27 protein-coding genes and 1 tRNA gene are annotated in these 24,734 nt (G+C 64.1%); 8 read left to right on the top strand and 20 right to left on the bottom strand.

What is annotated here, in order from left to right:
• Window positions 1-6 precede the first annotated feature (6 nt).
• From ACOQFP_RS25070 to ACOQFP_RS25085, 4 genes are all read right to left on the bottom strand, one after another.
• The gene (locus ACOQFP_RS25070; RefSeq protein ID WP_421585817.1) at window positions 7-1,002 is read right to left on the bottom strand and encodes an enoyl-CoA hydratase/isomerase family protein; all 996 of its coding nucleotides are present in this window, start codon (window positions 1,000-1,002) and stop codon (window positions 7-9) included.
• A 46-nt stretch (window positions 1,003-1,048) separates the two neighbouring features.
• Window positions 1,049-1,732, bottom strand: a complete 684-nt coding sequence (locus ACOQFP_RS25075; protein ID WP_206490113.1) for a DUF4166 domain-containing protein — start codon at window positions 1,730-1,732, stop codon at window positions 1,049-1,051.
• 179 nt (window positions 1,733-1,911) lie between these two features.
• The gene (locus tag ACOQFP_RS25080; RefSeq protein WP_206490112.1) at window positions 1,912-3,708 is read right to left on the bottom strand and encodes an ABC-F family ATP-binding cassette domain-containing protein; all 1,797 of its coding nucleotides are present in this window, start codon (window positions 3,706-3,708) and stop codon (window positions 1,912-1,914) included.
• Window positions 3,708-4,643 carry a 4-(cytidine 5'-diphospho)-2-C-methyl-D-erythritol kinase gene (locus tag ACOQFP_RS25085; RefSeq protein WP_206490111.1) on the bottom strand — a complete coding sequence of 312 codons (936 nt, stop codon included), beginning with the start codon at window positions 4,641-4,643 and terminating at the stop codon, window positions 3,708-3,710. Before ACOQFP_RS25085 ends, ACOQFP_RS25080 begins: the two co-directional genes overlap by 1 nt.
• 215 nt (window positions 4,644-4,858) lie before the next feature.
• Between ACOQFP_RS25085 and ACOQFP_RS25090 the strand changes: the two genes are divergently transcribed.
• Window positions 4,859-5,848 (top strand): helix-turn-helix transcriptional regulator, encoded by a 990-nt coding sequence (locus ACOQFP_RS25090; RefSeq protein WP_421585818.1) that lies wholly within the window; start codon window positions 4,859-4,861, stop codon window positions 5,846-5,848.
• Window positions 5,849-5,860: 12 nt separating this feature from the next.
• Entirely contained in the window at window positions 5,861-6,712 is an 852-nt protein-coding gene (locus tag ACOQFP_RS25095) for a DNA/RNA non-specific endonuclease (protein ID WP_421585819.1), read from the top strand.
• Between the two features lie 8 nt (window positions 6,713-6,720).
• Here the strand turns inward: ACOQFP_RS25095 and rsmA are convergent, their stop codons facing one another.
• The 3 genes from rsmA to ACOQFP_RS25110 all read right to left on the bottom strand — a co-directional run bounded on the left by rsmA (window position 6,721) and on the right by ACOQFP_RS25110 (window position 9,677).
• Window positions 6,721-7,596 carry a 16S rRNA (adenine(1518)-N(6)/adenine(1519)-N(6))-dimethyltransferase RsmA gene (gene rsmA, locus ACOQFP_RS25100; RefSeq protein ID WP_421585820.1) on the bottom strand — a complete coding sequence of 292 codons (876 nt, stop codon included), beginning with the start codon at window positions 7,594-7,596 and terminating at the stop codon, window positions 6,721-6,723.
• A gap of 22 nt (window positions 7,597-7,618) precedes the next feature.
• A complete protein-coding gene (locus ACOQFP_RS25105; protein ID WP_206490107.1) occupies window positions 7,619-8,746 on the bottom strand; it encodes a resuscitation-promoting factor in 1,128 nt (375 codons plus the stop codon).
• Window positions 8,747-8,849: 103 nt separating this feature from the next.
• Window positions 8,850-9,677 carry a TatD family hydrolase gene (locus tag ACOQFP_RS25110; RefSeq protein ID WP_421585821.1) on the bottom strand — a complete coding sequence of 276 codons (828 nt, stop codon included), beginning with the start codon at window positions 9,675-9,677 and terminating at the stop codon, window positions 8,850-8,852.
• A 21-nt stretch (window positions 9,678-9,698) separates the two neighbouring features.
• Here ACOQFP_RS25110 and metG point away from each other — a divergent pair, with 21 nt between their 5' ends.
• Complete coding sequence (gene metG, locus ACOQFP_RS25115) at window positions 9,699-11,243, top strand: methionine--tRNA ligase (RefSeq protein WP_341245111.1); 1,545 nt, start codon at window positions 9,699-9,701, stop codon at window positions 11,241-11,243.
• A gap of 67 nt (window positions 11,244-11,310) precedes the next feature.
• On the opposite strand, the gene ACOQFP_RS25120 is transcribed toward metG, so the two are convergent.
• Complete coding sequence (locus tag ACOQFP_RS25120) at window positions 11,311-12,690, bottom strand: WS/DGAT/MGAT family O-acyltransferase (RefSeq protein ID WP_206490104.1); 1,380 nt, start codon at window positions 12,688-12,690, stop codon at window positions 11,311-11,313.
• 188 nt (window positions 12,691-12,878) lie between these two features.
• Between ACOQFP_RS25120 and ACOQFP_RS25125 the strand changes: the two genes are divergently transcribed.
• Both ACOQFP_RS25125 and ACOQFP_RS25130 read left to right on the top strand, forming a co-directional pair.
• Window positions 12,879-13,883, top strand: a complete 1,005-nt coding sequence (locus ACOQFP_RS25125; protein ID WP_341244513.1) for an alpha/beta hydrolase — start codon at window positions 12,879-12,881, stop codon at window positions 13,881-13,883.
• Between the two features lie 14 nt (window positions 13,884-13,897).
• The gene (locus ACOQFP_RS25130) at window positions 13,898-14,326 is read left to right on the top strand and encodes an SRPBCC family protein (RefSeq protein ID WP_421585822.1); all 429 of its coding nucleotides are present in this window, start codon (window positions 13,898-13,900) and stop codon (window positions 14,324-14,326) included.
• A 6-nt stretch (window positions 14,327-14,332) separates the two neighbouring features.
• Here ACOQFP_RS25130 and rsmI read toward each other — a convergent pair whose 3' ends face one another.
• Window positions 14,333-15,157, bottom strand: a complete 825-nt coding sequence (gene rsmI / locus ACOQFP_RS25135) for a 16S rRNA (cytidine(1402)-2'-O)-methyltransferase (RefSeq protein WP_421585823.1) — start codon at window positions 15,155-15,157, stop codon at window positions 14,333-14,335.
• A gap of 107 nt (window positions 15,158-15,264) precedes the next feature.
• On the opposite strand from rsmI, the gene ACOQFP_RS25140 reads away from it, so the two are divergent.
• Complete coding sequence (locus ACOQFP_RS25140; protein ID WP_206490621.1) at window positions 15,265-16,776, top strand: dolichyl-phosphate-mannose--protein mannosyltransferase; 1,512 nt, start codon at window positions 15,265-15,267, stop codon at window positions 16,774-16,776.
• Here ACOQFP_RS25140 and ACOQFP_RS25145 read toward each other — a convergent pair.
• The 3 genes from ACOQFP_RS25145 to ACOQFP_RS25155 form a co-directional block, all read right to left on the bottom strand.
• Window positions 16,773-17,195, bottom strand: coding sequence for a DoxX family protein (locus ACOQFP_RS25145; RefSeq protein WP_421585824.1), 423 nt, complete (start codon window positions 17,193-17,195; stop codon window positions 16,773-16,775). The two genes, ACOQFP_RS25140 and ACOQFP_RS25145, sit on opposite strands and share 4 nt — an antisense overlap.
• Before the next feature lie 66 nt (window positions 17,196-17,261).
• The gene (locus ACOQFP_RS25150) at window positions 17,262-17,630 is read right to left on the bottom strand and encodes a GntR family transcriptional regulator (protein ID WP_421585825.1); all 369 of its coding nucleotides are present in this window, start codon (window positions 17,628-17,630) and stop codon (window positions 17,262-17,264) included.
• A 10-nt stretch (window positions 17,631-17,640) separates the two neighbouring features.
• Window positions 17,641-18,309 (bottom strand): SDR family oxidoreductase, encoded by a 669-nt coding sequence (locus tag ACOQFP_RS25155; protein WP_421585826.1) that lies wholly within the window; start codon window positions 18,307-18,309, stop codon window positions 17,641-17,643.
• 66 nt (window positions 18,310-18,375) lie between these two features.
• On the opposite strand from ACOQFP_RS25155, the gene arsC reads away from it, so the two are divergent.
• Window positions 18,376-18,723 (top strand): arsenate reductase (glutaredoxin), encoded by a 348-nt coding sequence (gene arsC / locus ACOQFP_RS25160; protein WP_421585827.1) that lies wholly within the window; start codon window positions 18,376-18,378, stop codon window positions 18,721-18,723.
• 45 nt (window positions 18,724-18,768) lie between these two features.
• A complete protein-coding gene (soxR, locus tag ACOQFP_RS25165; RefSeq protein WP_307830815.1) occupies window positions 18,769-19,269 on the top strand; it encodes a redox-sensitive transcriptional activator SoxR in 501 nt (166 codons plus the stop codon).
• Here soxR and ACOQFP_RS25170 read toward each other — a convergent pair.
• The 8 genes from ACOQFP_RS25170 to ACOQFP_RS25205 all read right to left on the bottom strand — a co-directional run bounded on the left by ACOQFP_RS25170 (window position 19,185) and on the right by ACOQFP_RS25205 (window position 24,712).
• Entirely contained in the window at window positions 19,185-20,087 is a 903-nt protein-coding gene (locus tag ACOQFP_RS25170; RefSeq protein ID WP_206490096.1) for an SDR family oxidoreductase, read from the bottom strand. The two genes, soxR and ACOQFP_RS25170, sit on opposite strands and share 85 nt — an antisense overlap.
• A 74-nt stretch (window positions 20,088-20,161) precedes the next feature.
• Entirely contained in the window at window positions 20,162-20,332 is a 171-nt protein-coding gene (locus ACOQFP_RS25175; RefSeq protein WP_206490095.1) for a hypothetical protein, read from the bottom strand.
• Between the two features lie 58 nt (window positions 20,333-20,390).
• Window positions 20,391-21,065 carry a ScbR family autoregulator-binding transcription factor gene (locus ACOQFP_RS25180; protein ID WP_206490094.1) on the bottom strand — a complete coding sequence of 225 codons (675 nt, stop codon included), beginning with the start codon at window positions 21,063-21,065 and terminating at the stop codon, window positions 20,391-20,393.
• Window positions 21,066-21,252: 187 nt separating this feature from the next.
• Window positions 21,253-21,687, bottom strand: a complete 435-nt coding sequence (locus ACOQFP_RS25185; RefSeq protein ID WP_206490093.1) for an effector binding domain-containing protein — start codon at window positions 21,685-21,687, stop codon at window positions 21,253-21,255.
• On the bottom strand, window positions 21,687-22,139 hold the full coding sequence (locus ACOQFP_RS25190; protein ID WP_206490092.1) for a GyrI-like domain-containing protein: 453 nt from the start codon (window positions 22,137-22,139) through the stop codon (window positions 21,687-21,689). The genes ACOQFP_RS25185 and ACOQFP_RS25190 overlap by 1 nt, the downstream gene beginning before the upstream one ends.
• 409 nt (window positions 22,140-22,548) lie before the next feature.
• Window positions 22,549-23,433 (bottom strand): glycosyltransferase family 2 protein, encoded by an 885-nt coding sequence (locus ACOQFP_RS25195; RefSeq protein ID WP_421585828.1) that lies wholly within the window; start codon window positions 23,431-23,433, stop codon window positions 22,549-22,551.
• 217 nt (window positions 23,434-23,650) lie between these two features.
• On the bottom strand, window positions 23,651-24,214 hold the full coding sequence (locus ACOQFP_RS25200; RefSeq protein ID WP_421585829.1) for an acyltransferase: 564 nt from the start codon (window positions 24,212-24,214) through the stop codon (window positions 23,651-23,653).
• Window positions 24,215-24,639: 425 nt separating this feature from the next.
• Window positions 24,640-24,712 (bottom strand) — tRNA-Ala (locus ACOQFP_RS25205).
• Window positions 24,713-24,734 lie beyond the last annotated feature (22 nt).

A 24,734-nucleotide genomic window follows, 5' to 3' on the forward strand; every position in this document is an offset into this window, starting at 1 on the left:
TGACGGTCACAACAACTGCTGGAATGCCTCTGGTCGCACCATCTCGAGTACCAGAGGCTTCCATTGCGGGGCTCGGTCCTTGTCGACCAACACCGCACGCACTCCCTCGGCGAAGTCCGGTTGGTCGATGACCCATGTCGCGACCCGCAGTTCCCGGTCGAGGCATTCACGCAACGTGCTCCGAGCACCATGCGCGATCAAGGCGTCCGTGGCCATCAACGATGTCGGCGACAGTGTCGCAAGCTGGGTCTTGGTCACACGAGACCACGGTGTGTCGCACTGCAAGGCATCGATGATGTCGACGAGCGACTTCCTGTCGAATACCGCTGCCACCGCCTCCGCACCGAACGACAACTCGGTCGCTGGCAATATCGTGTAGCGGCTGAGCACGTCCTCGATATCGGTGCCACCGAGGATCTCCGACTCGAGCGCACCCACTGCGTCGCTCGGGCAGAAGTGCGTGGCCAAACCCAGCGCAAGCGCATCCGATCCGGTGATGCGCGTACCGGTCAAGGCCAGATAGCGCCCGATATGACCGGGAAGCCGCGACAGAAAATAGCTCGATCCCACATCCGGCACGAATCCGATCGCTGTCTCCGGCATCGCCAGCACTGCGTTCTCCGTGACGATCCGAATACTGCCGTGGATCGAGATGCCCAGACCTCCGCCGAACGCCGCCGCGTCGATGACCGAGATGTACGGCTTGGGGTAATGCGCAATGATCTCGTCGAGGTCGTACTCCGCTGCGAAATAGCGTGGACCCGCCGCACGATCCCCCTCGACCACAGCCTGCCGAACAGCCTTGATGTCTCCGCCCGCACAGAATGCCCGCGGAGAACTACTCGTCACCAGAACCAATGCAACCGCGTCGTCGTCGCGCCAAGCATCGAGTGCGGCCCGAATACCGTCGATCATGGCACTGTTCAACGAGTTCAGCGCCTCCGGCCGATTCAGGACGATATGCCCCACCCCGCCGACAACCTCGGCTTCGACAACGGCCACTGTTCGCTCCTTCACCCCGCAGATCCTCCGAGGCGTAAGAGTATCGCTATTCGCGAGACTCGACCGATCTCGGACGCGCCTGTTCGGGAACATCTGCCGACCGGCACGGCCGCTCCTCCGCAGTGAACCACCCGCGATACAGAAACAGCTGCCCGAGAACAGGACTCTGCACCTCGATCTCGATGCGATGTCGTTCCTCGGCCGAATCCCACCACTCCCGACCGATCGTCACAGCCGACGCCACCTTCGGTAACTTCGGAGCCACGGGACCGAGCAGAAATCGCGGCACCTCGCTCTCGAGCACCAGGCCGCCCTCGTCGTCCACCCGACACGTGGTGTGCACCACCATGTCCGAGGAGAATCCCAGATAATCCAGGGCATAGGCGTCGGACACGGCGGAGGACACCATCACCGAATTCATCCCTTGCGGACGGCCGGGGAACGCGAAGCGACGCACGAAAGACAAAGTCTCGCGGCCCAATTCGTCGACATACGCATAGTTGGCGATAGTGAACGGCACGTCCTTACCGACACCGGCCGGAAAGAGGCCGCGTGTACGGCCCGCCCACAACAACGGCGGCGGAACCAGACGCGAATGCGTCATCTCCTCCATCACACCCACCCCGAACTGGGCGAGGTCATCCGAAGACTGCAACCCGAAACGCCACTGCACCTTGGGATGAAGACGGGAAAAATCCGAGCCCAGTACTTTCGCGACGACCGATGCCATGCCTCCAGTATGCGCTGCGCGCATGTGCACGAAACTTCGCAGCGGGGCTGAGAGCCGGGAGTGGAGCCTGCGGAACGACCCACTACGCCGGGAGTGGAGCCTGCGGAACGACCCGCTATGCCAGGAGTGGAGCCTGCGGAACGACCCTTTTCTCAGTCACGCACATGCGGCGGAGCGGCTCACTCCAACTCGGCAGCCAGTTCCATCCAGCGCTCCTCGGCGACGTCCTTGTCGGCGAGGACCTGCTTGAGTTCGGTGTCGAGCACCACCAGCTTGTCCGGCGCAGTGGCCGCTTCCGCCAGCTCCGCGTGCAATTCGGTCTCCCGCTTGGACAGCCGGACGACGAGCTTCTCGAGCTTGCTGAGCTCTTTGCGAGCAGCACGCTCGGACGCGGCATCACGGGTCGCCTTGCGCGGCACGCTACCGGTGGTCAGTGAATCCGGCGTGGCCTCGGCGGCAAGGACCGCACGTCGACGCAGATACTCGTCGATTCCGCCGGGCAGGTTGGTGAGCTTGCCGTCGCCGAACAGCGCCCAGGTCGAATCGCAGATGCGCTCGATCAGGTATCGATCGTGGCTGATGACCACCAACGTGCCTGCCCAGCCGTCGAGCAGATCCTCGAGCTGTTGCAAGGTGTCGATGTCGAGATCGTTGGTCGGCTCGTCGAGCAGCAACACGTTGGGCTCGGCCATCAGCACCCGCGTCAGTTGCAGCCGACGCCGCTCACCACCGGAAAGATCACCGACGGGAGTTCGCTGGCGAGCCGGGGTGAAGCCCAGCCGCTCGGCAAGCTGACCGGCCGATACTTCCTTGTCCCCCAGCGTTATTCGCTCGGCGACTTCCTTGACCGCGTCGAGCACCCGCAGGTTCTTGGGCAGGTCGTCGAGTTCCTGCTTGAGCCAACCGATGCTGACGGTCTGGCCCTGGATGCGCTTGCCCCGAGCCGGCTGCAGCTCTCCGGCGAGGGTGCGCAGCAAAGTCGTCTTGCCGGAGCCGTTGACCCCGACGAGTCCGACGCGCTCCCCCGGTGCCAGCCGCCACGTGAAATCCTTCACCAACTCGCGGCCGTCCGGGGTTTCCAGGCGAGCGTCTTCGAGTTCGATAACGACCTTCCCGAGCCTGCGCTGAGCGAACGACGCCAACGCCACCGAGTCGCGGGGTGCAGGCACGTCGGCAATCAGGGCCTCGGCCGCTTCGATGCGGTACTTCGGCTTGGAGGTACGGGCCGGAGCGCCGCGGCGCAGCCACGCCAATTCCTTGCGGGCGAGGTTGCGTCGCCGCTCCTCGGACGCGTCCGCCTGGCGGGATCGCTCGGCGCGAGCGAACACCCAGTCGTTGTAGCCACCCTCGTAGGCCTCGACCCCGCCGCCGACCACTTCCCACGTCCGATTGGCGACGGTATCGAGGAACCAGCGATCGTGGGTCACGACCACCAGCGCGCTACGACGGCTGACCAGGTGCGCGGCCAACCACTGCACACCCTCGACGTCGAGGTGGTTGGTCGGCTCGTCGAGCACCAGGAGGTCGAGATCCTGAACCAGAGCCGCAGCCAACGCAACTCGTCGACGCTCGCCACCGGAGAGGTTGTCGATCGGCGCGTCGAGCCCCGAACTGCCCGACGGCCCCAGATCGGCGATACCGATACCGGTCAAGATGTTGCGCACCCTCGAGTCGCCTGCCCACTCGTGCTCGGCCATACCGAGCGGGTCGAGCACCACCTGGCCGACAGTCGACCCGGGCGGCAGCACACCGCGCTGGGTGACCACCGCCATCCGCAGGCCGTTGACCCGACTGACGCGTCCCGAATCGGGCGGTTCGATGCCGGCGAGAACCTCGAGGGTGGTGGTCTTACCGCCACCGTTGAGGCCGACCATGCCGATGCGTTCGCCCTCTTGCACGCCGAGGGAGACACCGTCGAGCAGAGGTTTGACGCCGAAAGACTTGCTGACGTTTTCGAGATTGACGAGATTGACCATCAGGAAGAACCAATCGATTCGCTAGTGACAACACGAGCACCGGGAACCGGCCCACTCGCAACGCGGACGGTGCGGCATACGCCTGCACCGGACAATTCAGCACTCACCGACACCGCCGCATCGGCATCGGCACACAGGAACGCGCAGGTCGGTCCCGAACCGGACACGATTCCCGCCAACGCGCCCGCGGTGACCCCCGCACGCAATGTCCGACGCAACTGTGGCATCAGCGACACCGCCGCAGCCTGGAGATCGTTGCCGAGCAACGGTGCCAGCGCCCGCGGATCGCCGGACGCGAGCGCATGCATCAGGTCTTCGGTGCCCCCGAGACGCGGCGGATCGCCCTTGGCCCGCAACTCGTCGAGCTCGTTGTACACCGCAGGCGTCTGCAGACCACCCTTCGCCAATGCCAGCACCCAGTGAAAACTGTTGCGCGAGAGCACCGGAAGCAGCTTCTCTCCGCGACCTGTCCCCACAGCGGTGCCGCCGTGCAGCGAGAACGGCACGTCGCTGCCGAGCTCAGCGGCGACCTCGTCCAACTCGTCACGCGACAGGTCCAGATGCCACATCGAATTGAGCGCGACCAACGCCGCGGCGGCATCGGCACTGCCGCCTGCCATCCCGCCTGCAACCGGAATGCCCTTGTCGATGGTGATCTCGACCAACGGCTCGCGCCCGACTCGACGCCCCAACAGCTCCGCTGCTTTCCACACGAGATTTCGCGAATCCGTGGGAACCACCCTCGCGTCGTCGCCGCGGACCCGCACCGACAGAGCTTTCGCCGGAACGACCGACAGCTCGTCCGAGAGCGAGAGGGCCTGGAACACCGTCGTCAACTCGTGAAAGCCGTCGGGACGCAGGTCACCGACCGACAGATGCAGATTCACCTTCGAGGGGGCCCGAACGACGACGGGTGTGGGAACGACAGACAGCACGGGTAACCACAGTAGTGGAGAAACGAGGCCTGAGTTCACCACCAGGGCGGCCGCCATCGAGTACTCGATGTGACGTTCAGTGGACTGGAGTGGAGCCCGCGGAACGACCATCGAGCACTTTTCGGGGGTCGATGTCACATCGAGTGGACTGCGGTGGCGGTATCGAGGCGGGAAAGCGGACCGAACATGTCCGCATTACGTGGCAGTGTGTCGGTATGAAAGAAACCTCGGCTCGGCTGCTGCGGCTGCTGTCTCTGCTCCAGACCCGTCGCGATTGGGCGGGCTCCGAGTTGGCGGAACGGCTCGATGTCACTCCTCGGACGCTGCGGCGCGATGTGGACAAGCTGCGTGAGATCGGTTATCCGGTCAATGCGACGCCGGGAGTGGGCGGCGGCTATCAACTTGGTCCCGGTGCCGAGATGCCGCCGTTGCTGCTCGACGACGACGAGGCCCTCGCCGTGGCGTTCGGGTTGCAGTCGGCGGCCGGTGGGTCGGTGGCGGGCATCGGGGAGGCGTCGTTGCGGGCGTTGACGAAATTGCGTCAGGTGATGCCCTCGCGCATTCGGCATCGACTCGATGCTCTGCGCATCGATGTAGTCGAACGCACCCCGCGCTCGGCGGTGGACGCTTCGGTGCTGTCGACGGTGGCGGCGGTGTGCCACGGGCATGAGCGGCTGCGCTTCGACTACCGCAAGCACGACGGTTCGGAGTCCAGGCGCGAGGTGGAGCCGTACAGCCTGGTGCGGGCGGGTGCCCGTTGGTATCTACTGGGCTGGGATGTGCTGCGGGAGGATTGGCGATCGTATCGGGTGGATCGGCTGGTTCCGAAGATTCCCACGGGTCCTCGGTTCACCCCGCGAGAGTTGCCGGAGGGTGGCGCAGCCGCGTTCGTCTCGAGAGGAATCGATCGGGCATTCGCAGTGGTGCAGGCGAGGATCGCGCTGCACGCCCCTATCGAGACGATCGCGCCGATGGTGGACGAGCAGTGGGGCGCACTCGAGACCATCGACGAGAGCACATGTGCTGTGGTGCTCTCGGGTGATTCGCTGCCGTCGATCGCGCGGTGGTTGGCGGCATTCGACACCGATTTCACCGTGCTCGATCCACCGGAGCTGCGCGAGGAGTGCCGGCTGGTCGCCGAGCGGCACGCACGCCTGACCGAACGCTATCGTGCGGCGGTTCACGTGCCGGTAACCGGAACGTGAGTCAATGCAGCGATGACGACAGCCCTCGGTTTCGACCCGAAGTTTCTGGCCGATGTCGACGTTCCGTTGCCCGATCGGCCCAGGTCGCCCGATCGGCCCAGGTTGCCCGATCACCCCGACCTGGTGACGCTTGCGTACACGCACTTCTCGGTGTCCATCGATCCTGCCCGACGCCTCGCGGCGGTCACCGGAGTCAACATCGACGGTGGGAGCCTGAAGGATGTTGCGCGGAGCGACAATTGGAGGTTGGACGACCGACTTCCCGCGTCGCAGCAGGCCGGCAACGAGTTGTACTCGAACAACGACCTCGATCGCGGACATCTGGTGCGCAGGCGAGATCCGGTGTGGGGTGAGCTGTCGGTAGCACGGCGCGCCAACGCCGACACCTTCCACTACACGGTGTGCGCTCCACAGACGGCCACCCTGAACCAGTCCAAGACGCTCTGGCTCGGGCTCGAGGACTACGTTCTCGGCTACGCCGAGCAGTACGGCCGACGCCTTTCGGTGTTCAGCGGATGCATCTTCGCGCAGGACGATCCGGGGTACCGCGGCTTCGCCATTCCGCGGCGGTTCTTCAAGATCGCCGTGTGGTCGCAGGATGCGGCTCCCGCCTGCACCGGTTACGTGCTGGACCAGTCGCCGTCCCTCGATCCGATTCTCGACAAACCCCTGCGAGTGGAGACCGATCCCCCGCCGCTCGGCCCCTACCGGACTTATCAGGTACCGGTGGCCGATATCTCCTCGGCCACCGGTCTCGATCTGGAGGTGCTGATCGACGCCGATCGCTATGCACCGGTGGCCGCCGCTCGTGCGGAGGCGTCGAGGTGGACCGAGCTGACGCGATTGTCGGACATCCACCTGTAGAGCAGCCCTCAGGCTTCGGTGGCGGCCAAACGGACGAAGGCTGCGGCGTCGATGGTTTCGCCGCGCGCCGTCGGGTCGATTCCTGCCTCGCGGAGTCGGCGCTCGGCGGCAGTCGGAGAGCCGGCCCACCCGGCCAGGGCGGCACGTAAGGTCTTGCGTCGCTGCGCGAATGCGGCGTCGATCACCGCGAACACGGCCTTGCGATGAGCGGTGTCGGTCGGCCACGGCGGCTCGGCGTACCGATCGATGCGCACCAGACCGGACTCGACCTTGGGCACCGGCCAGAACACCGAACGCCCCACAGCGCCTGCCCTTTTGACGTCACCGAAGAATCTGGCCTTGACGCTCGGAATGCCGTAGATCTTGCTGCCCGGCACTGCCGCGAGCCGATCGGCCACCTCGGCCTGCACCATCACCACGGCAACGCGGAGACTCGGCAGCTCCGAGAACAAGTGGATCAGGACCGGCACCGCGACGTTGTACGGCAGGTTCGCCACCAGCGCTGTCGGTTCCCCTGCGATGTCTGCGGCCCGCACGCGCAGGGCGTCCGCCTCGATCACGGTCAGTCGGTCGGCCAGAGTCGGAGCCCGCTCTGCCACCGTGATGGGCAACCGGGTCGCGAGCTTGGGGTCGATTTCGACGGCGACGACCGACTCCGCGACGTCGAGCAGTGCGAGCGTCAACGAACCGAGTCCGGGGCCGACCTCGAGTACCGAGTCCTGTGGGCCGACGCCGGCCGAGGCGACGATGCGTCGAACGGTGTTGGCGTCGTGGACGAAATTCTGGCCGAGTTGCTTGGTGGGTCGGACATCGAGCTCGGCGGCGAGGGAGCGGACCTCGGCGGGACCGAGCAGTGCCGCAGATCCCCTCACATGTTCGGACACAGCCGAAACTCTACGCAGGCGCTCAGCGGTAACCCAGTCGGGAGGTGCAGGCAGGCCATGCGCCCCAACCCTGGGACTTCTGCGTCACCGATGCGATGGCGATCTGTTCTTCGCGGGTGGCGAGATCGGCGCGCGGTGCGTACTTGAGTCCGCCCTGGCGTTCCCAGGTGTTCTGATCGAACTGCACGCCGCCGTAGAAGCCGTTGCCGGTGTTGATGGCCCAGTTACCGGTGGCCTCGCACTGTGCGAGCGCGTCCCAGATCGCACCGTTCTCCACTGGCGGCACCTCGGTGCCGGGCTTGGCTCCGACGCGCACGGTCTTGGGCTGAGCGGGCACCTTCACCTCTTCGTCGACCTTCTCACGGCCGACCTCGACGCCGTTGACCATGTTGATCTTCCAGGTGATGTCGGAGACACCCGGAGCGCCGGGGTCCTCGACCACCGTCCGACTCATGTTCATCGTCGGGTCCTCGATGCGCTGCTCGGGTGCATCGACGTCGGTGGTCTCGGTCTTGGTGACGGTGCGATTGCGCGTGACGACGATCTCGGTGCCGTCGGTGACGGTGGCATCGGGATCGGGGGTGACGGTGTCGGCTTCTTCGAGGGGAGCGCCCGCTGCTTCGAGGAACTCACGGACGGTCGGTGCAGCTTCGGTGACCGGGGTTGCGGGAGCACCCCCGTCGGCGAGCGAGACCTGCTTGGGCAACGCCACGTCGAGTTCGGTGCCGTCCAGCGGCAAGCGCTCCGAGCGTGAGGCAGAGACGTGCACGTCCTCGTCCAGACCGGACTGCTGCAGTGCTTCCTCGACGGTCAGTGCCGTGGTCCAGATGTCCTGGGGCTTACCGTCCACGTTCAGCGTGATCTCACGCGCGCGGCGCAGAACGACGGTGTCGCCGTCGCTGAGCCCGGTGTCCGGTGCCGGGACGACGAGGTCCTTGTCGGACGGCGCGTAGCCGGCGTCGATCAGGGCACTGTTGACGTCGGTCTTCATCGTGCTGAGCGAGATCATGTCGCCGTCGACGTCGATGGTCACGGTCTTGTGACGACTGACCGCCATTGCACCGCCGGCGACCAGCGTCATCAACAGAGCCGCGATGACCAGGTACAGCGTGGTCGAGCGGGTGGAGTTGAGGCGTCTGATAGTCGACAAAGTTTCGTAGTCCTGGCGGTTGCGTGCGTGACTTCGGCGTCGAAACGCCCGAGTTCGGTCACGGTACGGTAACGAATTCGCCCCTGCCTCGCAACTTCAGCTGCTACAGGCGGTACACCCGCTCCGCGTTCGCCGTGGCGTGCGCAGCCAACTCGGCCGGATCCTGACCACGCACCTCCGCCAATGCCCGCGCGGTGTACGGCAGGCAGTACGACTCGTTCGGCGCTCCACGGAACGGATGAGGAGTCAGAAACGGCGCGTCCGTCTCGACCAGCACGAGCTCGTCGGGCACCAGCAGCGCGGCCTCCCGCAGCGCGTGCGCATTCTTGAAGCTGACCGTTCCGGAGAAACTGAGTACGTAACCGGCATCGACGCAGGCCCTCGCAGTCTCGGGACCTCCCGAGAAGCAATGGAAGATCACCGTCTCGGGAGCGCCCTCCGCACTCAGGACGGCGAGCAGATCCTCGTCCGCCTCGCGGTTGTGGATCATCAGCGGTTTACCCAGCCGCTTCGCCAGATCGATGTGCCAGCGGAACCCGTCGTGCTGCTCGGTCACCGTCGCGCACCCGTCGAGCTTGCCGGGCCAGTAGTAGTCCAAGCCTGTCTCACCGACAGCGACGACGCGGGGGTCGGACGCCAACCTCTCGATCTCCGCCCTGACGGCGTCGTCGAGCACGTTCGCGCGAGTGGGGTGGATGGCGACCGCTGCCCACACCCGCGGATCCCACGAGGCGGCGTCGACGGCGAAGCGTGCGGCCTCGAGATCGTCGGCGATGGTGACCACGCGCGTGACACCGACGGACTCCGCTCGATCGACGATCGCAGCCACACTCGCCGCATCGGTCGCGCCGCACGCGTCGAGGTGGGTGTGGGCGTCGACGAGGGGGCCGACGGGCTCGGGCAGCGGTGGCGCGGGACGTTCTCTACTCACGCTGGATAGAGTAGGCCCACCATGACTGCGCCAGCTGATGCCTCACGGCCACCCTTCTACGTCACCACGGCAATCGCGTACCCCAACGGAGCACCCCACATCGGGCATGCGTACGAGTACATCGCCACCGACACGATTGCGCGCTTCAAGCGCCTCGACGGCTACGACGTACGCTTTCTGACCGGAACCGACGAGCACGGCCTCAAGATGCAGCAGACCGCGCAGAACGAGGGCATCGACGTCCGCCAGCTCGCGGCGCGCAATTCCGACGCCTTCCAGGCAGCTCACGATCTGCTGCAGAGCTCCTACGGCCGCTTCATCCGGACCACCGACGCCGACCATCACGCGGCGAGCCAGGAACTGTGGCGGCGGATGGAAGCGAACGGAGACATCTATCTGGACGCGTTCTCCGGCTGGTACTCGGTGCGCGACGAGGCCTTCTACACCGAGGCCGAAACCACCCTCGGCGAGGACGGCTCCCGCGTCGCGACCGAGACGAACACGCCCGTCGAGTGGACCGAGGAGCCGTCGTACTTCTTCCGGCTCTCGCAGTACCAGGACAAACTGCTCGAGCTGTACGACGCCTCGCCCGATTTCATCGCGCCGAACACGCGCCGAAACGAGATCGTGAACTTCGTCAAGGGCGGTCTGCGCGACCTGTCGATCTCGCGGACCACGTTCGACTGGGGTGTGCCCGTGCCGGGCGATCCCGCGCACGTGATGTACGTGTGGGTCGACGCGTTGACCAACTACCTGACCGGTGCGGGTTTTCCCGAGACCGACTCGGAGGCGTACCAGAAGTTCTGGCCCGCCGATCTGCACGTCATCGGCAAGGACATCACTCGCTTCCACACCGTCTACTGGCCGGCGTTTCTGATGTCCGCGGGCATCGAGCTGCCCAAGCGGGTGTTCGTGCACGGGTTCTTGAACGTCAAGGGTGAGAAGATGTCCAAGTCCTTGGGCAATGTGCTCACGCCGGACTCGTTGGTGGAGAACTACGGCCTCGATCCAGTGCGCTTCTTCTTCCTCCGCGAGGTCTCGTTCGGGCAGGACGGCAGCTACAGCCACGAGGCGATCGTCGCCCGCGTCAACGCCGACCTGTCCAACGAACTCGGCAACCTCGCCCAGCGTTCGCTGACGATGGTGGCCAAGAACCTCGAAGGAAAGCTTCCGACACCGGGAGACTTCACCGCCGAGGACGAGGAAATGCTGGCCCGCGCGGATGCGCTGCTCGAGATCTGTCGCCGCGAATTCGAGGTACAGGCAATCCATTCCGCGCTCGAAGCGGTCTGGTCGGTACTCGGCGAGACGAACCGCTACTTCTCGCTGCAGCAGCCATGGGTGCTGCGCAAGACCGATCCCGATCGCATGGCCACGGTGTTGTACGTGACGATCGAGGTACTGCGCATCGTGAGCATCCTGGCGCAGCCGGTCATGCCGGATTCGGCCTCACGCATTCTCGACCTGCTGGGGACAACCGATCGCGAGTTCTCCGCCATCGCAACGCGTTCGGTCGCCGGAACAGCACTACCGACCCCGACGCCGGTGTTCCCCAAGTACGAGTAGTGCGCTCCGCGCAGTGGTGCGGTTATGTGCCCTCTGCGGCACTCGACCGCACCACTGCCGCAGGCACTCACACCGCCTTCTCGAGCTCCTCCAGCGTGTTCTCGAGGTGCGTCAGCATTCGCTGCAGGTGCGGCACACTTCGTCGGCATCCGATGAGACCGAAGTTCAACGAGTCGCCGTTGCTGGCGACGGTGATGTTGAGCGCCAGCCCGTCCGCCACGATCGACGCGGGGTAGATGCCGTCGAGCTTCGCACCGTTCCAGTACAGATCCTCCTTCGAGCCCGGCACGTTGGAGATGATGACGTTGAACGGCGGCGGAGTGTGGTCGACGAATCCGGGGACCGGGCCGAACAACAACGGGGCCATGGTGATTGCGCCGACGGCGAGCGCTTCGAGGGTATTGAGCTCGCTCATCATCTGCTTGCCCTTGACGGTCGAATCCTTGATTCGTTCCAACCGCAGAAGCGGATCCGACTCATCGGTACCCAGATTGCACAGGATGGTCGTCACCGAGTTTCCGGAGTCGCTGCCGTCGCCTTCCTTGCGCAGCGACACGGGCACCATCGCGATCAGCGGCTGCTCGGGCAATGCGTTCTGATCGATCAGGTATGCGCGCAGCGCACCGGCGCACATCGCCAGCACCATGTCGTTGAGGGTCGCATCGAGCGCGGTGCCGACCGCGCGAATCCGTTCGATCGACCAGCTCTCGGCGGCGAAGCGGCGAGCCCCGCCGATCGGCACGTTGAACATCGTCCTCGGCGCTTGCAACGGCAGCTGCGCCCCCTGCTTCTTCAACGCACGCAATCCGATTCGCGCAGACGCAGGCGCGAAGTCGACCAGATCCCCGACGATCTTGCGCCCCATCGACAACCCACCACCGAGCTGCGCCAATCGCCCGGGCTGCTCCGCGGCGACCTGTTTCCTGCGCCGGCCGAACAGGGACGGGTCCCAGGTCGCGAGGCCGCTGCGATCGTCCGGATCGGTGGACAGCGTTCGCTGCATCAGCTTCAAGGCGCTCACACCGTCGACCAACGAGTGGTGCACCTTGGTGTACAACGCAATTCGCCCATCCGCCAAGCCCTCGATGATGTGCAGCTCCCACATCGGCTTGTATCGATCCAGTGGCGCGCTGTGGTTGAGCGAGAGGAACTGGAACAACTCGCGAATACGTCCAGGTGCCGGCAATACGGTTCGGCGGACGTGATACTCGAAGTCGACGTCCGGATCGAACGCCCAGGCAACATTGCCCATGATCTGCACCGGACGCGCCGGCCGCTTGCGGAAGAGCTCGTACACCTCGCCCCGGGTGAACGTGCGGTGCACTTCCTCGGCGAACTCGTGGGGATCGCCGGGCGGCACGAACAACTCCAGACCGCCTACGTGCATCGGGTGCTCCCGTGACTCGGCGATCAGAAACATCGATTCCGTGATGGGCATGAGTGCCATGAGCTGTCCCTTTTTTCTATTTGTTTTCGATCACGGTACGGCACCGAATGTGACTCAGAACACGACCTTACGACGGGCCGCGAAAAGCTACCCGCTATTGTCCGTTAAGAGGAGTTCCATATAGCGCGGGGTTCCGACGCACGGCGCATACGCAGCGCGCAACGACGACGGGGATGGAGGCGACGGTCATGAATCCGGCGCTCACCGTAGTGAAATCGACCGATCCGGCAGCCACCGCACGCAGGCAGGACATCCGCGGCGCGAGCCTGCAATCGCAGATTTTGTCCAAGTACCTCCAGTTCACGGTTCGACCGTTCCTCACGATCTGGGCGCAGGCACCCTCCCTTCCCTGGCCGATGGGGTTGGTCGATTACGCGGGACTGCTGGTTCCGCAGGTCAGCGGCACCACCCGCAGCCGCGTCATGCTGGCCGAATGCGAGGCCGAGTGGATCCGTGCGGAGGGAACGGGCACCGATCGGGTGGTTCTCTACCTGCACGGCGGAGCGTTCGTCTGCTGCGGTCTGCGCACGCATCGGCGCATGACCTCGCGGGTATCGGAGAACGTCGACGGTGCGGTGCTGTCGGTCGACTACCGGATGATGCCGCGCAATCCGATCGGCCACGCGGTCGAGGACGGCGTCGACGCGTACCGGTTCCTCCTCGATTCCGGCTACCGCCCGGAGCAGATCATCCTGGGCGGCGACTCTGCCGGCGGATATCTCGCATTCATGGTCACCATGGCCCTGCGGACCGTCGGCCTCCCCGCACCCGCAGGCATCTTCACCATGTCCCCGCTGACCGATATGGACCCCACCGGCAAACTCGATCACGAGAACGCGTCGAAGTGTTCGGTCTTTCCATCCAAGGCCGTTCCCGCATTGACCGCGCTGGCCGATCGCGTCGATGCACGCATCGTCGTCGAGGGCGAACGGGGACCTCGGGTCTCTCCCGTCGACGGGGACCTCACCGGCCTGCCACCGGTGTTGATTCAGGTCGGTTCCACCGAAATGGTCTATGCCGACGCCGAACTCATGGCCGAGCGCCTCGCTGTCGCCGGCGTCGAGTGCGAACTCCAGGTGTACGAGGATCAGGTCCACGTGTTCCAGGCAGCCGACTTCGTGCCCGAGGCCCGCCGCGCGCTCCGAGCGATCGGCGAGTTCGCGCGGAACGTCAGCCCCGACGCCGATCGCTGAGATACCTTCTCCCCATGGCAGTCACAGCGAACAGGTCAGTGGACATCGACGCGGATGCACCGGCAATCCTCGAGGTTCTCGCCGATGTCGAGGGCATCCCCTCGTGGTCCCCGGTTCACAAGAAGTGCGAGGTCGTCGATCGCTTCGACGACGGCAGACCGCACCACGTCAAGATGCACGTCTCGATCGTCGGCGTCAACGACGAACAGCTCGTCGAGTACACGTGGTCCGAGAACGAGGTGTCGTGGACCCTGGTGGAGAGTAATCAGCAGAAGGCCCAGGACGGGCGGTACACCTTGAAGCCCAAGGGCAAGGGCACCCATGTGGAGTTCGAGTTGACGGTCGACCCGAAGATTCCGCTACCGGGCTTTCTGGTGAAGAAGGGAACCAAGACGATCCTCGAGGCGGCCACCGAGGGACTGCGGCTGCACGTGACGGGCTGAGGGCCGCTACTGCTCTTTTCGGGCGGCGAGCACGGCCTCGTAGACCTCACGCTTGGAGACGCCCTCGACCGCCACCTGCGCGCAGGCATCTTTCAACCGCATGCCCGACGCCACCAGCGTCTCCACCTCGGCCACGAGATCCTCGGGCTCCTCGGGGACGGCGATCGCTCCTTCGAGCACGACGGTGATCTCGCCGCGCACGCCGCCCCGCGCCCACTCGAGCAATTCCCCCAACCCGCCGCGTCGCACCTGCTCGTAGGTCTTGGTCAGCTCCCGGCACACTGCCGCCCTGCGGTCGGGACCGAGTACGTCGACAGCGTCCTCGAGACAGGCGACGAGACGATGCGGTGCCTCGAAGAAGACGATGGCGCGGGGTTCGACGCGCACCGACTGGAAATAGGTACGCCGCTGTCCCTGCTTGCGGGGCGCGAACCCGTCGAAGCAGAACCGTTCGACGGGGAGGCCGGAGAGCGCGAGCGCGGTCGTCACCGCCGACGGCCCGGGCAGACAGGTCACCGGCAGATCTGCATCGACGCAGGCGGCGACGAGGCGATAACCGGGATCGCTCACCGACGGCATCCCCGCATCGGTCACCAACAGCACCATCTTCCCCTCGGCCACCGCCTCGACCAGCGCCGGCACCCGGGCCGTCTCGACCTGGTCGTAGAAGCTGACAACTCGTCCTGCGATCACCACGCCGAGCGAGGACGCGAGTTGTTTGGTTCGCCGAGTGTCCTCGGCGGCGACGACATCGGCTCTGCCGAGTGCGTCGCGCAGGCGCTGCGAGGCATCACCGACGTCGCCCATCGGGGTGGCAGCAAGGATGAGCATGCCTCCAGTGTCCCGCACGCGGCACAGCGGCCTGAAGCGCACCGCCGATCAACGCCTACGATCGCTACGTGACCTTGTTGACCTCTGAGCGCTCCGGCGACCGGTCGATGGTCAGTCCCGGGCCGACAGTTGCCGCGCGCGACTGGTTCCACGACACCGATGCTCGACGCGGCTGGATCGTCACCATCGTGATCACCGCCATCTGCGCGATCACTCGTTTCACGATGTTGCGCTACCCCACCGACGCGGGCACTCCCGTCTTCGACGAGAAGCACTACGCCCCGCAGGGCTATCAGGTACTCACCGGTGGCGGCCTCGAAGACAATCCGGCGTACGGACTCGTGGTGCATCCACCGGTGGGCAAGCAACTGATCGCCATCGGGGAAGCTCTGTTCGGGTACAACGGGTGGGGTTGGCGTTTCTCCTCGGCAGTGGCCGGAACCCTGTTGGTTCTGTTGGTGATTCGCATTGTCCGACGCCTCGCACGCTCGACCCTGGTGGGCGCGATCGCGGGCATTCTGCTGACCGTCGACGGCGTGACCTTCGTCAGCAGCCGGATCGGCATGCTGGACATCTTTCTCGCCGTGTTCGTCACTGCCGCGTTCGGTTGCTTGATCGTCGACCGTGACGACATGCGACGGCGACTGTCCGCAGTGTGTGACGAGGGCCGGATGAACGCCAGCGTCCTCGGTCCTCGAATGGGCGTGCGGTGGTGGCGTTTCGGGGCGGGGATCCTGCTCGGCCTGGCCTGCGCCACCAAGTGGTCAGGTCTGTACTTCATCGCGTTCTTCGGATTGATGAGTGTCGCATTCGATCTGGCCGCCCGCCGCTCGTACGGTGTCTCGCGCCCGTGGCGCGGAACTGCCGCGCGCGACGTCGGGCCTGCGCTGTACGCACTGGTGGTCGTCCCGACTGCGGTGTATCTGATGACGTACTGGGCATGGTTCACCTCCGAGACCGGCGTCGACCGACACGAGGTCGGCAACGGAATCGGCGCGGGCGGCCCGTTCTCGTTCGTCCCCGAAGCGCTGCGGTCGCTGTGGTACTACAGCGGCAATGTGTTGCAATTCCATGAGGGACTGACCAATTCGGCCGGCAACCGGCATCCGTGGGAATCGAAGCCCTGGACATGGCCGATGGGCCTGCGTCCGATGCTCTACTACTTCGCCGACGGGGAGAACGTGTCCGGCTGCTCGGCGTCGTCGTGCGTCAAGGCGATCATGCTGATCGGTACACCGGCGATGTGGTGGCTGGCGTTGCCGATGCTGGGCTGGGTGATCTGGTCCGCATTCGTTCGACGTGACTGGCGCTACGCCGCGGTGCTGGTCGGGTATTCGGCCGCACTGCTGCCCTGGTTCGCCACTCTCGATCGGCAGATGTACTACTTCTACGCGGTGGCCCTGGCCCCGTTCATGGTGATGGGCTTCGCGTTGGTACTGGGCGACATCCTCGGGAAGGCGACGGCCTCAGCGGAACGGCGAGGTACCGGACTGCTGCTGGTGTCCCTGTACCTCGCCGTGGTGATCGCGAATTTCGTCTGGCTGTGGCCGATTCTCACCGCCATGCCGATCACTCCGCAGATGTGGCAGGAGCAGCTGTGGCTGCCCAGTTGGCGCTAGGCCAGTAGCGCGGTCTTGCCTTTGGTGAGACCGTCGATACTGATGCGTCCGGCACCGAACGCAGCGAGCAACAGTGCGCCTACACCGAGAGCGACGACCAGTTCGTAGCCGTTGTCGGCAACGAAGACGCCGTGCTCGAAGTGAACGAAGACTGCGGCACCGAGCATGTCGAGGAACAGCAGCAGTCCGGCGACGGGGGTGAAGATTCCCAGCACCAGCGCGCCGCCGCCGACGAGTTCGACGAAGGTCGCGAAGTACGCCGATGCAGTAGGCAGCGGGATGTTCATCATCTCGAAACTGGCTGCGGCACCGTCGAGGCCGTAGGTGTTCAGCTTTTGCCAGCCGTGAGCGATGAAGACCACGCCCAGACCGATTCGGGCTACGAGGGCGACGGCATCGCGGACGAGGGTGGAGTTCATGGGTCATCCTTCTGGCACGGCTACAGGGGCTGGTTCACCTTCCCAGAAGTATGTTGAAGCGTCAACTTAAACTCCGTCGGCTCCCTTGAGTGCAGATTCCACGAACGCTCGCGCCTGCTCGTCGTCCAAGCCGATCGACCGCACCGTTCTGACGAATTCCGTCGCGGCACGAGCAGCGATGTCACGCGAAGGATCCCCACCCGAAGCGACGAACGAGCCCGACCGACCCCGCGTCTCGATGACACCCTGCTGCTCGAGCTCTCGGTACGTCTTGGCCACCGTGTTCGGTGCGATCTTCAGTTCCTCGGCCAACCCGCGAACCGTCGGAATCTTCGTGCCCGCAATGAGTTCTCCCGACCGCACCAGACCGAGGATCTGCATTCGCAACTGCTCGAACACCGGGGTGGCATTCGAGGAATCGATCCGTATTCGCACAGCCGGTCCTTCAGCCGAGCGCGTCGACGGCGTCGGCGATCGACGTCGAGCCGGAGGTCAACATCAGAGTTTTGCGTACGGCCCCACCGGTATCGATCAACCGAGCGATCACCGCGGCCACATCGGCGCGCGGGACGCTTCCGGCGTCCATCGGCGGCTCGGTGAGAGACACCGCATCCAGCGGATCCTCGTCCGTCAACCTACCGGGACGCAGAATCGTCCAGTCCAAGCCACTTCTCGCCGAAACATCTTCTTCTGCAGCGGTTTTGGCTTTGATGTACGCTTTCCACCCCTCATCGAGGTCCTCGGCCACCGGTTCACCTGCGCCGAAAGAACTGATCAGCACGTAACGGCGGATACCGGCCTTCTCGGCTGCGTCGGCCAACAGCACGGCACCGGCGCGATCGACGGTGTCTTTCCGATCGGGACCGCTGTTCGGTCCTGCACCCGCAGCGAAGACCACTGCATCGGCCCCGGCGAGCACCTCGGCCAACTCGTCGACGGACGCCGCCTCCAGGTCGATCACCTGCGGTAACGCGCCGAGCGCCGTGACGGCATCGACATGCTCGGTATTACGGATCAGCGACACCGCCCGATCACCGTGCGCCGTCAGTACCTGCGTCAGGTGTTGGGCGATCTGGCCGTGCCCACCTGCAATGACAATCCGCTTGTCGGTCATGAAAGACTGCTCCCGTCCCTGGCGTGAATCTGTGCTGGTGGCTACCCACGTGGCAGGATTGCAAACATGACAGGCTCCGCGACCATCTATCACAATCCACGCTGCAACACCTCGCGTACCGCACTGAAATTGATCGAGGAATCCGGCGCGGTCCCGAACGTGATTCGCTACCTCGACACCCCACCCACCCACGACGAACTGCGCACACTGCTCGCCGACGCGGGCCTCGAACCCCGGCAGGCCGTTCGCCGCCGCGAGAGCATCTACAAAGACCTCGGTCTCGCCGACGCAGATGCGGAAACGCTGATCGCCGCGATGGTCCAGCACCCGATTCTCATCGAACGCCCGATCGTGGTGACCGAGAAGGGAACTGTGCTGGCACGGCCCGCCGAGAAGGTTCTCACCGTTCTCTGATCATCACGCCATCGCGGTTCGCAGACCTGAAGTATTGTCGAGGTCGTGCCGATGCCCGAATGGAACGTTCGTGAACTAACTCCCGGCCAACTGTCCGAGCGCAGCGGAGTTGCGGTCTCGGCGTTGCACTTCTACGAAAAGCAGGGGCTGATCAGCAGCCGGAGAACGTCGGGCAACCAGCGCAGATTCCACCGCGAGATGTTGCGGCGTGTGGCGTTCATCCGCATCTCGCAGAAAGTCGGAATTCCGCTGGCCAGCATCCGGCGGGCGTTGAGCGAACTACCGGACGAGCGGACGCCTACGCGCGCGGACTGGGCGCAGCTCTCGACGCTCTGGCATCGCGAGCTCGATTCTCGAATCGAGCAACTGACGCGCCTGCGCGACAACCTGACCGGATGTATCGGCTGTGGCTGCCTGTCCCTGGCAAGCTGCGCTCTGGCCAATCCCCACGACGAGTTGTCTCAGTCGGGACCCGGCGCGCGCACGCTGGACGTCGATTTGGACGAGCCCTCGGATCGACGCGGCACCAACAATTTCGAGAACTGATCGTTGGCCCGCTGCAGAACGAACTCGTACGGCGGAGCGAACTTTCGGGCCACCCAGTAGCCGAAGCGAATGTCGTTGGAGGAGTAGACGAGATACTTCCGCTTGGCGATTCCGGCCAGAATGGCGTCGGCGACCACGGAGGGTTCGACGGCGCGTTTCTCGAATCGATGCTGCAGCTTCTGCACGCGCGGATCGTCGCGATCGACACCGGCGATCTGAAGTGTCTGCACCAGACCGGTTTTGACACCGCCCGGCACCACGAGACTTACCCCGATTCCATGGCGCTTGAGGTCGTACTTGAGAACCTCGGAGACTCCCCGCAGGCCGTACTTGCTTGCGCTGTACGCCGCGTGCCACGGCAGAGGAATCAGGCCCGCAGCGGAGGATACGTTGACCAGGTGACCGCCACGTCCGGCCTCGATCATCGGCGGCAGAAACTTCTCGATGATGTGGATCGGCCCCATCAGGTTGACATCGACCATCGACTTCCAGTGGCGATGCTCGAGATTTTCGACCGTCCCCCACGCCGATATTCCAGCCACGTTCATCACCACGTCGAGGCTGCCGAATTCGGCGTGAATGTCGTCGGCGAACGCGGTCACCGCCTCGAAATCGGAGACGTCGAACGGCAGCGAATGGCTGACGGTACCGCCTTCACGGCCGACCATGTCCACTGTCTCGGCCAATCCTGCGCCGTTGATGTCGGTGAGGAAGAGTTCGGCTCCCACCCCAGCGGCAGCGATGGCCGTCGCCCTGCCGATTCCGCTACCCGCGCCCGTGATCAGCGTCTTCTTACCGCGCAGATCGTATGTAGCCATCGAAGCCCTAATCCCCCACCGGTTGCGCGTGCACGTTCGACGTCGACCCTACGCGGTGCAGGCCGAGCCGACTGTCACAATCTCTGCGACATTTCGTCCCGGTAGTCGGCGATGGTGCGCTCGATCCGCGAGGCGTCGTCTTCGACACCCCGCTTGTGCGCGTCGTCTGCGCGCTGCTGCAGGATGCTGATCGCCTTTCGGAGCTCGTTGTCCGACATTCTTGGCTGTTGAGAAGTGTGGTTCATATCACACAGTCTGCCCGCCTCGGCAGAGCGCGGCAAGTATCACCGCATCACGACATTCTCAGACGGTGACGGAGCCCGATGCGATGTTCTCGCGCACGAAACTGGACAGACTGCGCGCGGCGAATTCCCGGAAGTAGGCAAGCTTGTCGGCAGGCACCAGCGACGGAAGCACGGTGTTCCAGACCTTCTCCATCCGCGAGGGCGCGTCTTCGAGTCGCGATTGTGCCTCGGACACCATCAAGACACCTGCGAGCATCTCGCACACCAGCAGCGCTGCATTGCCTGCGTCGAGATGGTCCGCGACATCGCCGTGTTCGATGGCCCGCTCGAAGAGGTGCTCGAAGATGTTTCCCCAGGTCCCGAACACGCTGCCGCGCGCGGTATCGGATCCGTCGATCTCCATCTGCAACCGGTACATGACGCGAACCAGGGGGTCCGAGGCGGCGAGCTCGAGCACGGAGTACGAGATCCCTATGACCGATTCGAGGGCCGGGCTGCGACTGTCGACCATCCCGGCGCACGCGGTGGAGACACGCTCGTGGCCCTCGTCGACGATCGCGCGAGCGAGCTCCTCCTTGGACGCGAAGTGAAAGTACAGCGCACCCTTGGTCACGCCGGACTGCGCCGACACCTGACTGAGCGTGGCATTGGCGTGCCCCACCTCGAGAAAGAGATCTGCCGCGGCGCGAAGTGCGGCCGCACGAGTTGCTTCTGCCCTGAGTTGTCTCACCATGTTGCTATACCCCTGCTCTGTCGACCTTGCGCTGACATCGACGCCTGATACGCGCCGCCACCCGTCATGCGAACGAGGCGAATCGGAATCCGCAACGCCTTTGCGAGGAGTCAGCGCTCGACAATGGTAACCGGTTCGGCGGCGACTTTGTGATTCGAAAGTGACAATTGCATGAAGAAGACGCCTTCTACAATACAATTGAAACGAAAAGTTCCACCTCTCCGGAATTTGTAACGACTTCCACTTCCTCTTTGTAGGCCCGGAATATCGCCCCGGAAGCGACACACTCGTCGACCTGCGCCCATACGTCCTCGATGGGGTCCGACAATGTACCGGTGGGCACGAACACGGCAAACACACCGGTCGGTATCGAAACGAACACGTCTCCGACAGCCACGTCAGCAGGGGAATCCACCGGAACGCCCACCACGGCATTGACCGTGCCGTGCGGATCCGACACGTACACAGTGGTCACCTCATCGACGCCGATTCGCTTCTCGCGCACCCGATCTCGCAAGAATCGCATCCACTCGCTACCACTCGATTCCGCGCCCGGTTCGACGCGCGGAGCGACCAGTCCGCTGAACAACTCCGCTCCGCGCGCGGTGACCCGAAAGCCCATCAGACCGCACCGGGCGCAGTGATCGCCAGATAGAGATCGATCTTGTACGCATGCGGGTAGCACTCGTAATCGCCGGTGAAGGAACGCACTATCTCACCGTGTTCCTCGGCATGTTCGATCTGATTCCACAACCGAGTGAGGACCTCGGGAAAATAGCCCACCGCAGAAAAGCGGGCATATTTCGCAGCGGGAACTTTCGCAACCAGATGCCCGCGGGCGACCTGATCGAGCGAAGAACACACATAACCGACTATCTGAGTGTTGTACGAACCGATACCAGGGGCGAAGTCGGTGTAAATCGAAGCCAACGGGCCGGCAGTATCCTGATTGAGCACAGCAGACCACGCTTGATCGAGGTCCGGGTCGTTGAGACGGCCGAGCGCCCGTTTGGGGCTCCGAACCGGGAGACCGGCAACCCACGTTTCAGGAAGGTCGACGATCTCGAACGACATTCACACTCCGTAGAGAGATTGCGTGGTTAGATCAGGTACTGGATACGTTCACGATATCGTCTGACAATCTACCGTCGCGACTGGTACGTCCATCGTCAAATTATCAACCATATTTGCTCCGGCGTCGATCGCTGAGCAACTCGCGGCGCAGTAGCCACCGCCGACAGCGGCCCGCTGGATGTGCCGGCCCTCGGGGCGCTTCCCGTGCAATGCCCCCGCAGGCGGCGGCGGACAGTCGACACAGCGAACCACACGGACGACCCCGGCGTTCATACCGAGCGAATTAGGCGATATACAGCGCACTGTCGCTGCCGCAGAGTGGGCAACACTGCGCGGCGAAGACGAATTGCACCCGCGTAATTCGGTTACTTCTCGTTCGGCAATTCTCCATGACCAATTCGTCGCGAATTCATTTATCGGATGCGGCCGACGCGAATTCACGAGTGTCAGTACGTGACAGTTTGACATCCGACGTAACGCTGCTATCGGAATGCGACACCGGCAGAATTCGCGAGTCGCACGTGGACAAAATGCGTGTCAGAGGCCAATGAAGCGTATGCAAGATCATATCCAGCACCAGCACACGACCGAGCGCTCTACTGGCCAGATTGTGGTGATCCCAGGTTCGATAAGAACTGGACACGTAGTGCCGGTACTCGAGCGGCGGCGTGAGCAGCCTGCGGCCCGATACCTCGACACACATGGACTTGATCTGCGCGATACGCAACCCGATTCGGTGCAGACAGAGCGACAGATCGATGTCCTCGTGCAGGTCGGTTCGCAGACTCACTCGGTCGCGGGCCGCCTGCCAGGCAGAGCGGCGAATGGCGAAGTTGTTGCCGGACGCCGCCGATACCCACAGCTCATCGGGCTTACGCCTGGTGGTGTAGTTGACGAAGGCTCGGTACGGCGCAGCCCAGGGCGAGTCGTACAGGTGGATCGGGCCGGTCACCGCGGCGTAGTCCAATCGCCTGTCGAAGAAATCCAATACCGCCTCGGCCCAGCCCGGACCGACGTGCGTATCGGCGTCGATACGCCCGATGATCGATCCGCCGGCGTGATCGAAGCCGGTATTTCGTGCATGTACGACGCCTCGTTCGGACTCCGAGACCAGTGTCACCATCGGGAATCTACGGCGACGATCGGCCACGATCGCGGCGGTGTCGTCCGTCGAATTGTTGTCGACGACGATGATCTCGTGAATGTATTCACGCTGCGCGAGCAGTGCATCCAGGCATTGACCCATATGCGCGGACTCGTTGAATGCAGGCACTACCACCGAAAGAGTGTTCACCGAAGCCAACCCCTGACCAATTGTTTCTGGCAAACGTGTGGCTCGATTCGATTACATACATTCGTGCATCCCGAAACGCGAGCCGCGGACACAAGAGATGCTACATCATTACCAAAGGAAAATAATTCGTCGAATTATGAGCCATAAATAATACTATCGACAGATACAGCTCATCGAGCAGTCGTCGATTCAAGTCAGGGCGAATGAAACAAGCGCATCAATTGTTTTGTTCGTCGAGATCCGACTCCTCGTTCAGACTTCGAACTCGTCTCGCCGGGCTACCGACGTAGACCCCATCGGGATCGCAATCCTTGGTCACCAGAGAGTGGGCACCGATGATGCAGCCCGCGCCGATCCGAATACCCGGCATGATCACCGCGCTGGAGCCCACCCAGGTTCCCGCGCCGATCGTGACCGGAGCGCCCACCAGCCCTCCGGCCCGCCGGGTCCGCGCGCCGATCTCGTGCGTGCTGGTCAGTACGCGCACATGATCGGACAGGTACGCCCCGTCGCCGATGTCGATATTCGCCACCGTGTCGAAGTAGCAACCGTAATTGACGAAGGTGCCCGCACCCAGGCGAAGTACGCCCCGCCCCTGAACCATCTGACCGCCGTACACGAGTGCCCCAGACCCCACCCGCACCCTCGCAGCCCACAACGCACGTCCCCGCAACACAGCGGGGAGCACAGGGCAATTGGCCAGCGAGACAACCGACGACTGCCGCACCTGAAACACAGCCCAGCGGACATCGTCGGCTGCGTACCTCCGCCACCAGCGCATGCGCAGAACCTTAGCCGCGCGCACGGAGCAGACCGGGTGGACACACCCAACACCCCACAGAGCCGACCAACAGCTTGGAAACTCGACCGAAGAACACCTCTTCATCCAATTCAGAGCTCGACTCGGTCTCTGAATCGATCAGGAAGTTCGATTCCGGCCACACGGTTTGATTGAAAGAGATACAAATACTCCTGGCCGCTCTTCGTGGACGGCTCTTCCAACACCCCTCACCAAGTAGGAGTCCCCGCATGGACATCTCTTCGTTCATCTCCAGCCTTCTGTCGACCGGAAGCTCCACCGGAAGCACGACCTCCAACATCCCGATCCTGGAGCTGCTCGGCTCCGGCTCAGCTTCCTGACAGTTCGACGTCCCCATGAAGAAGGCCCGGCCGACATCGTCGACCGGGCCTTTCTTCTCTGCTGTGTGGAGCTGAGGGGAATCGAACCCCTGACCTTCTCGATGCGAACGAGACGCGCTACCAACTGCGCCACAGCCCCTGTGCCGTCATCGGTGACCGGC

Origin of the sequence: Rhodococcus sp. MALMAid1271 (assembly GCF_049195265.1) — a bacterium.
GTDB lineage: Bacteria > Actinomycetota > Actinomycetes > Mycobacteriales > Mycobacteriaceae > Rhodococcoides.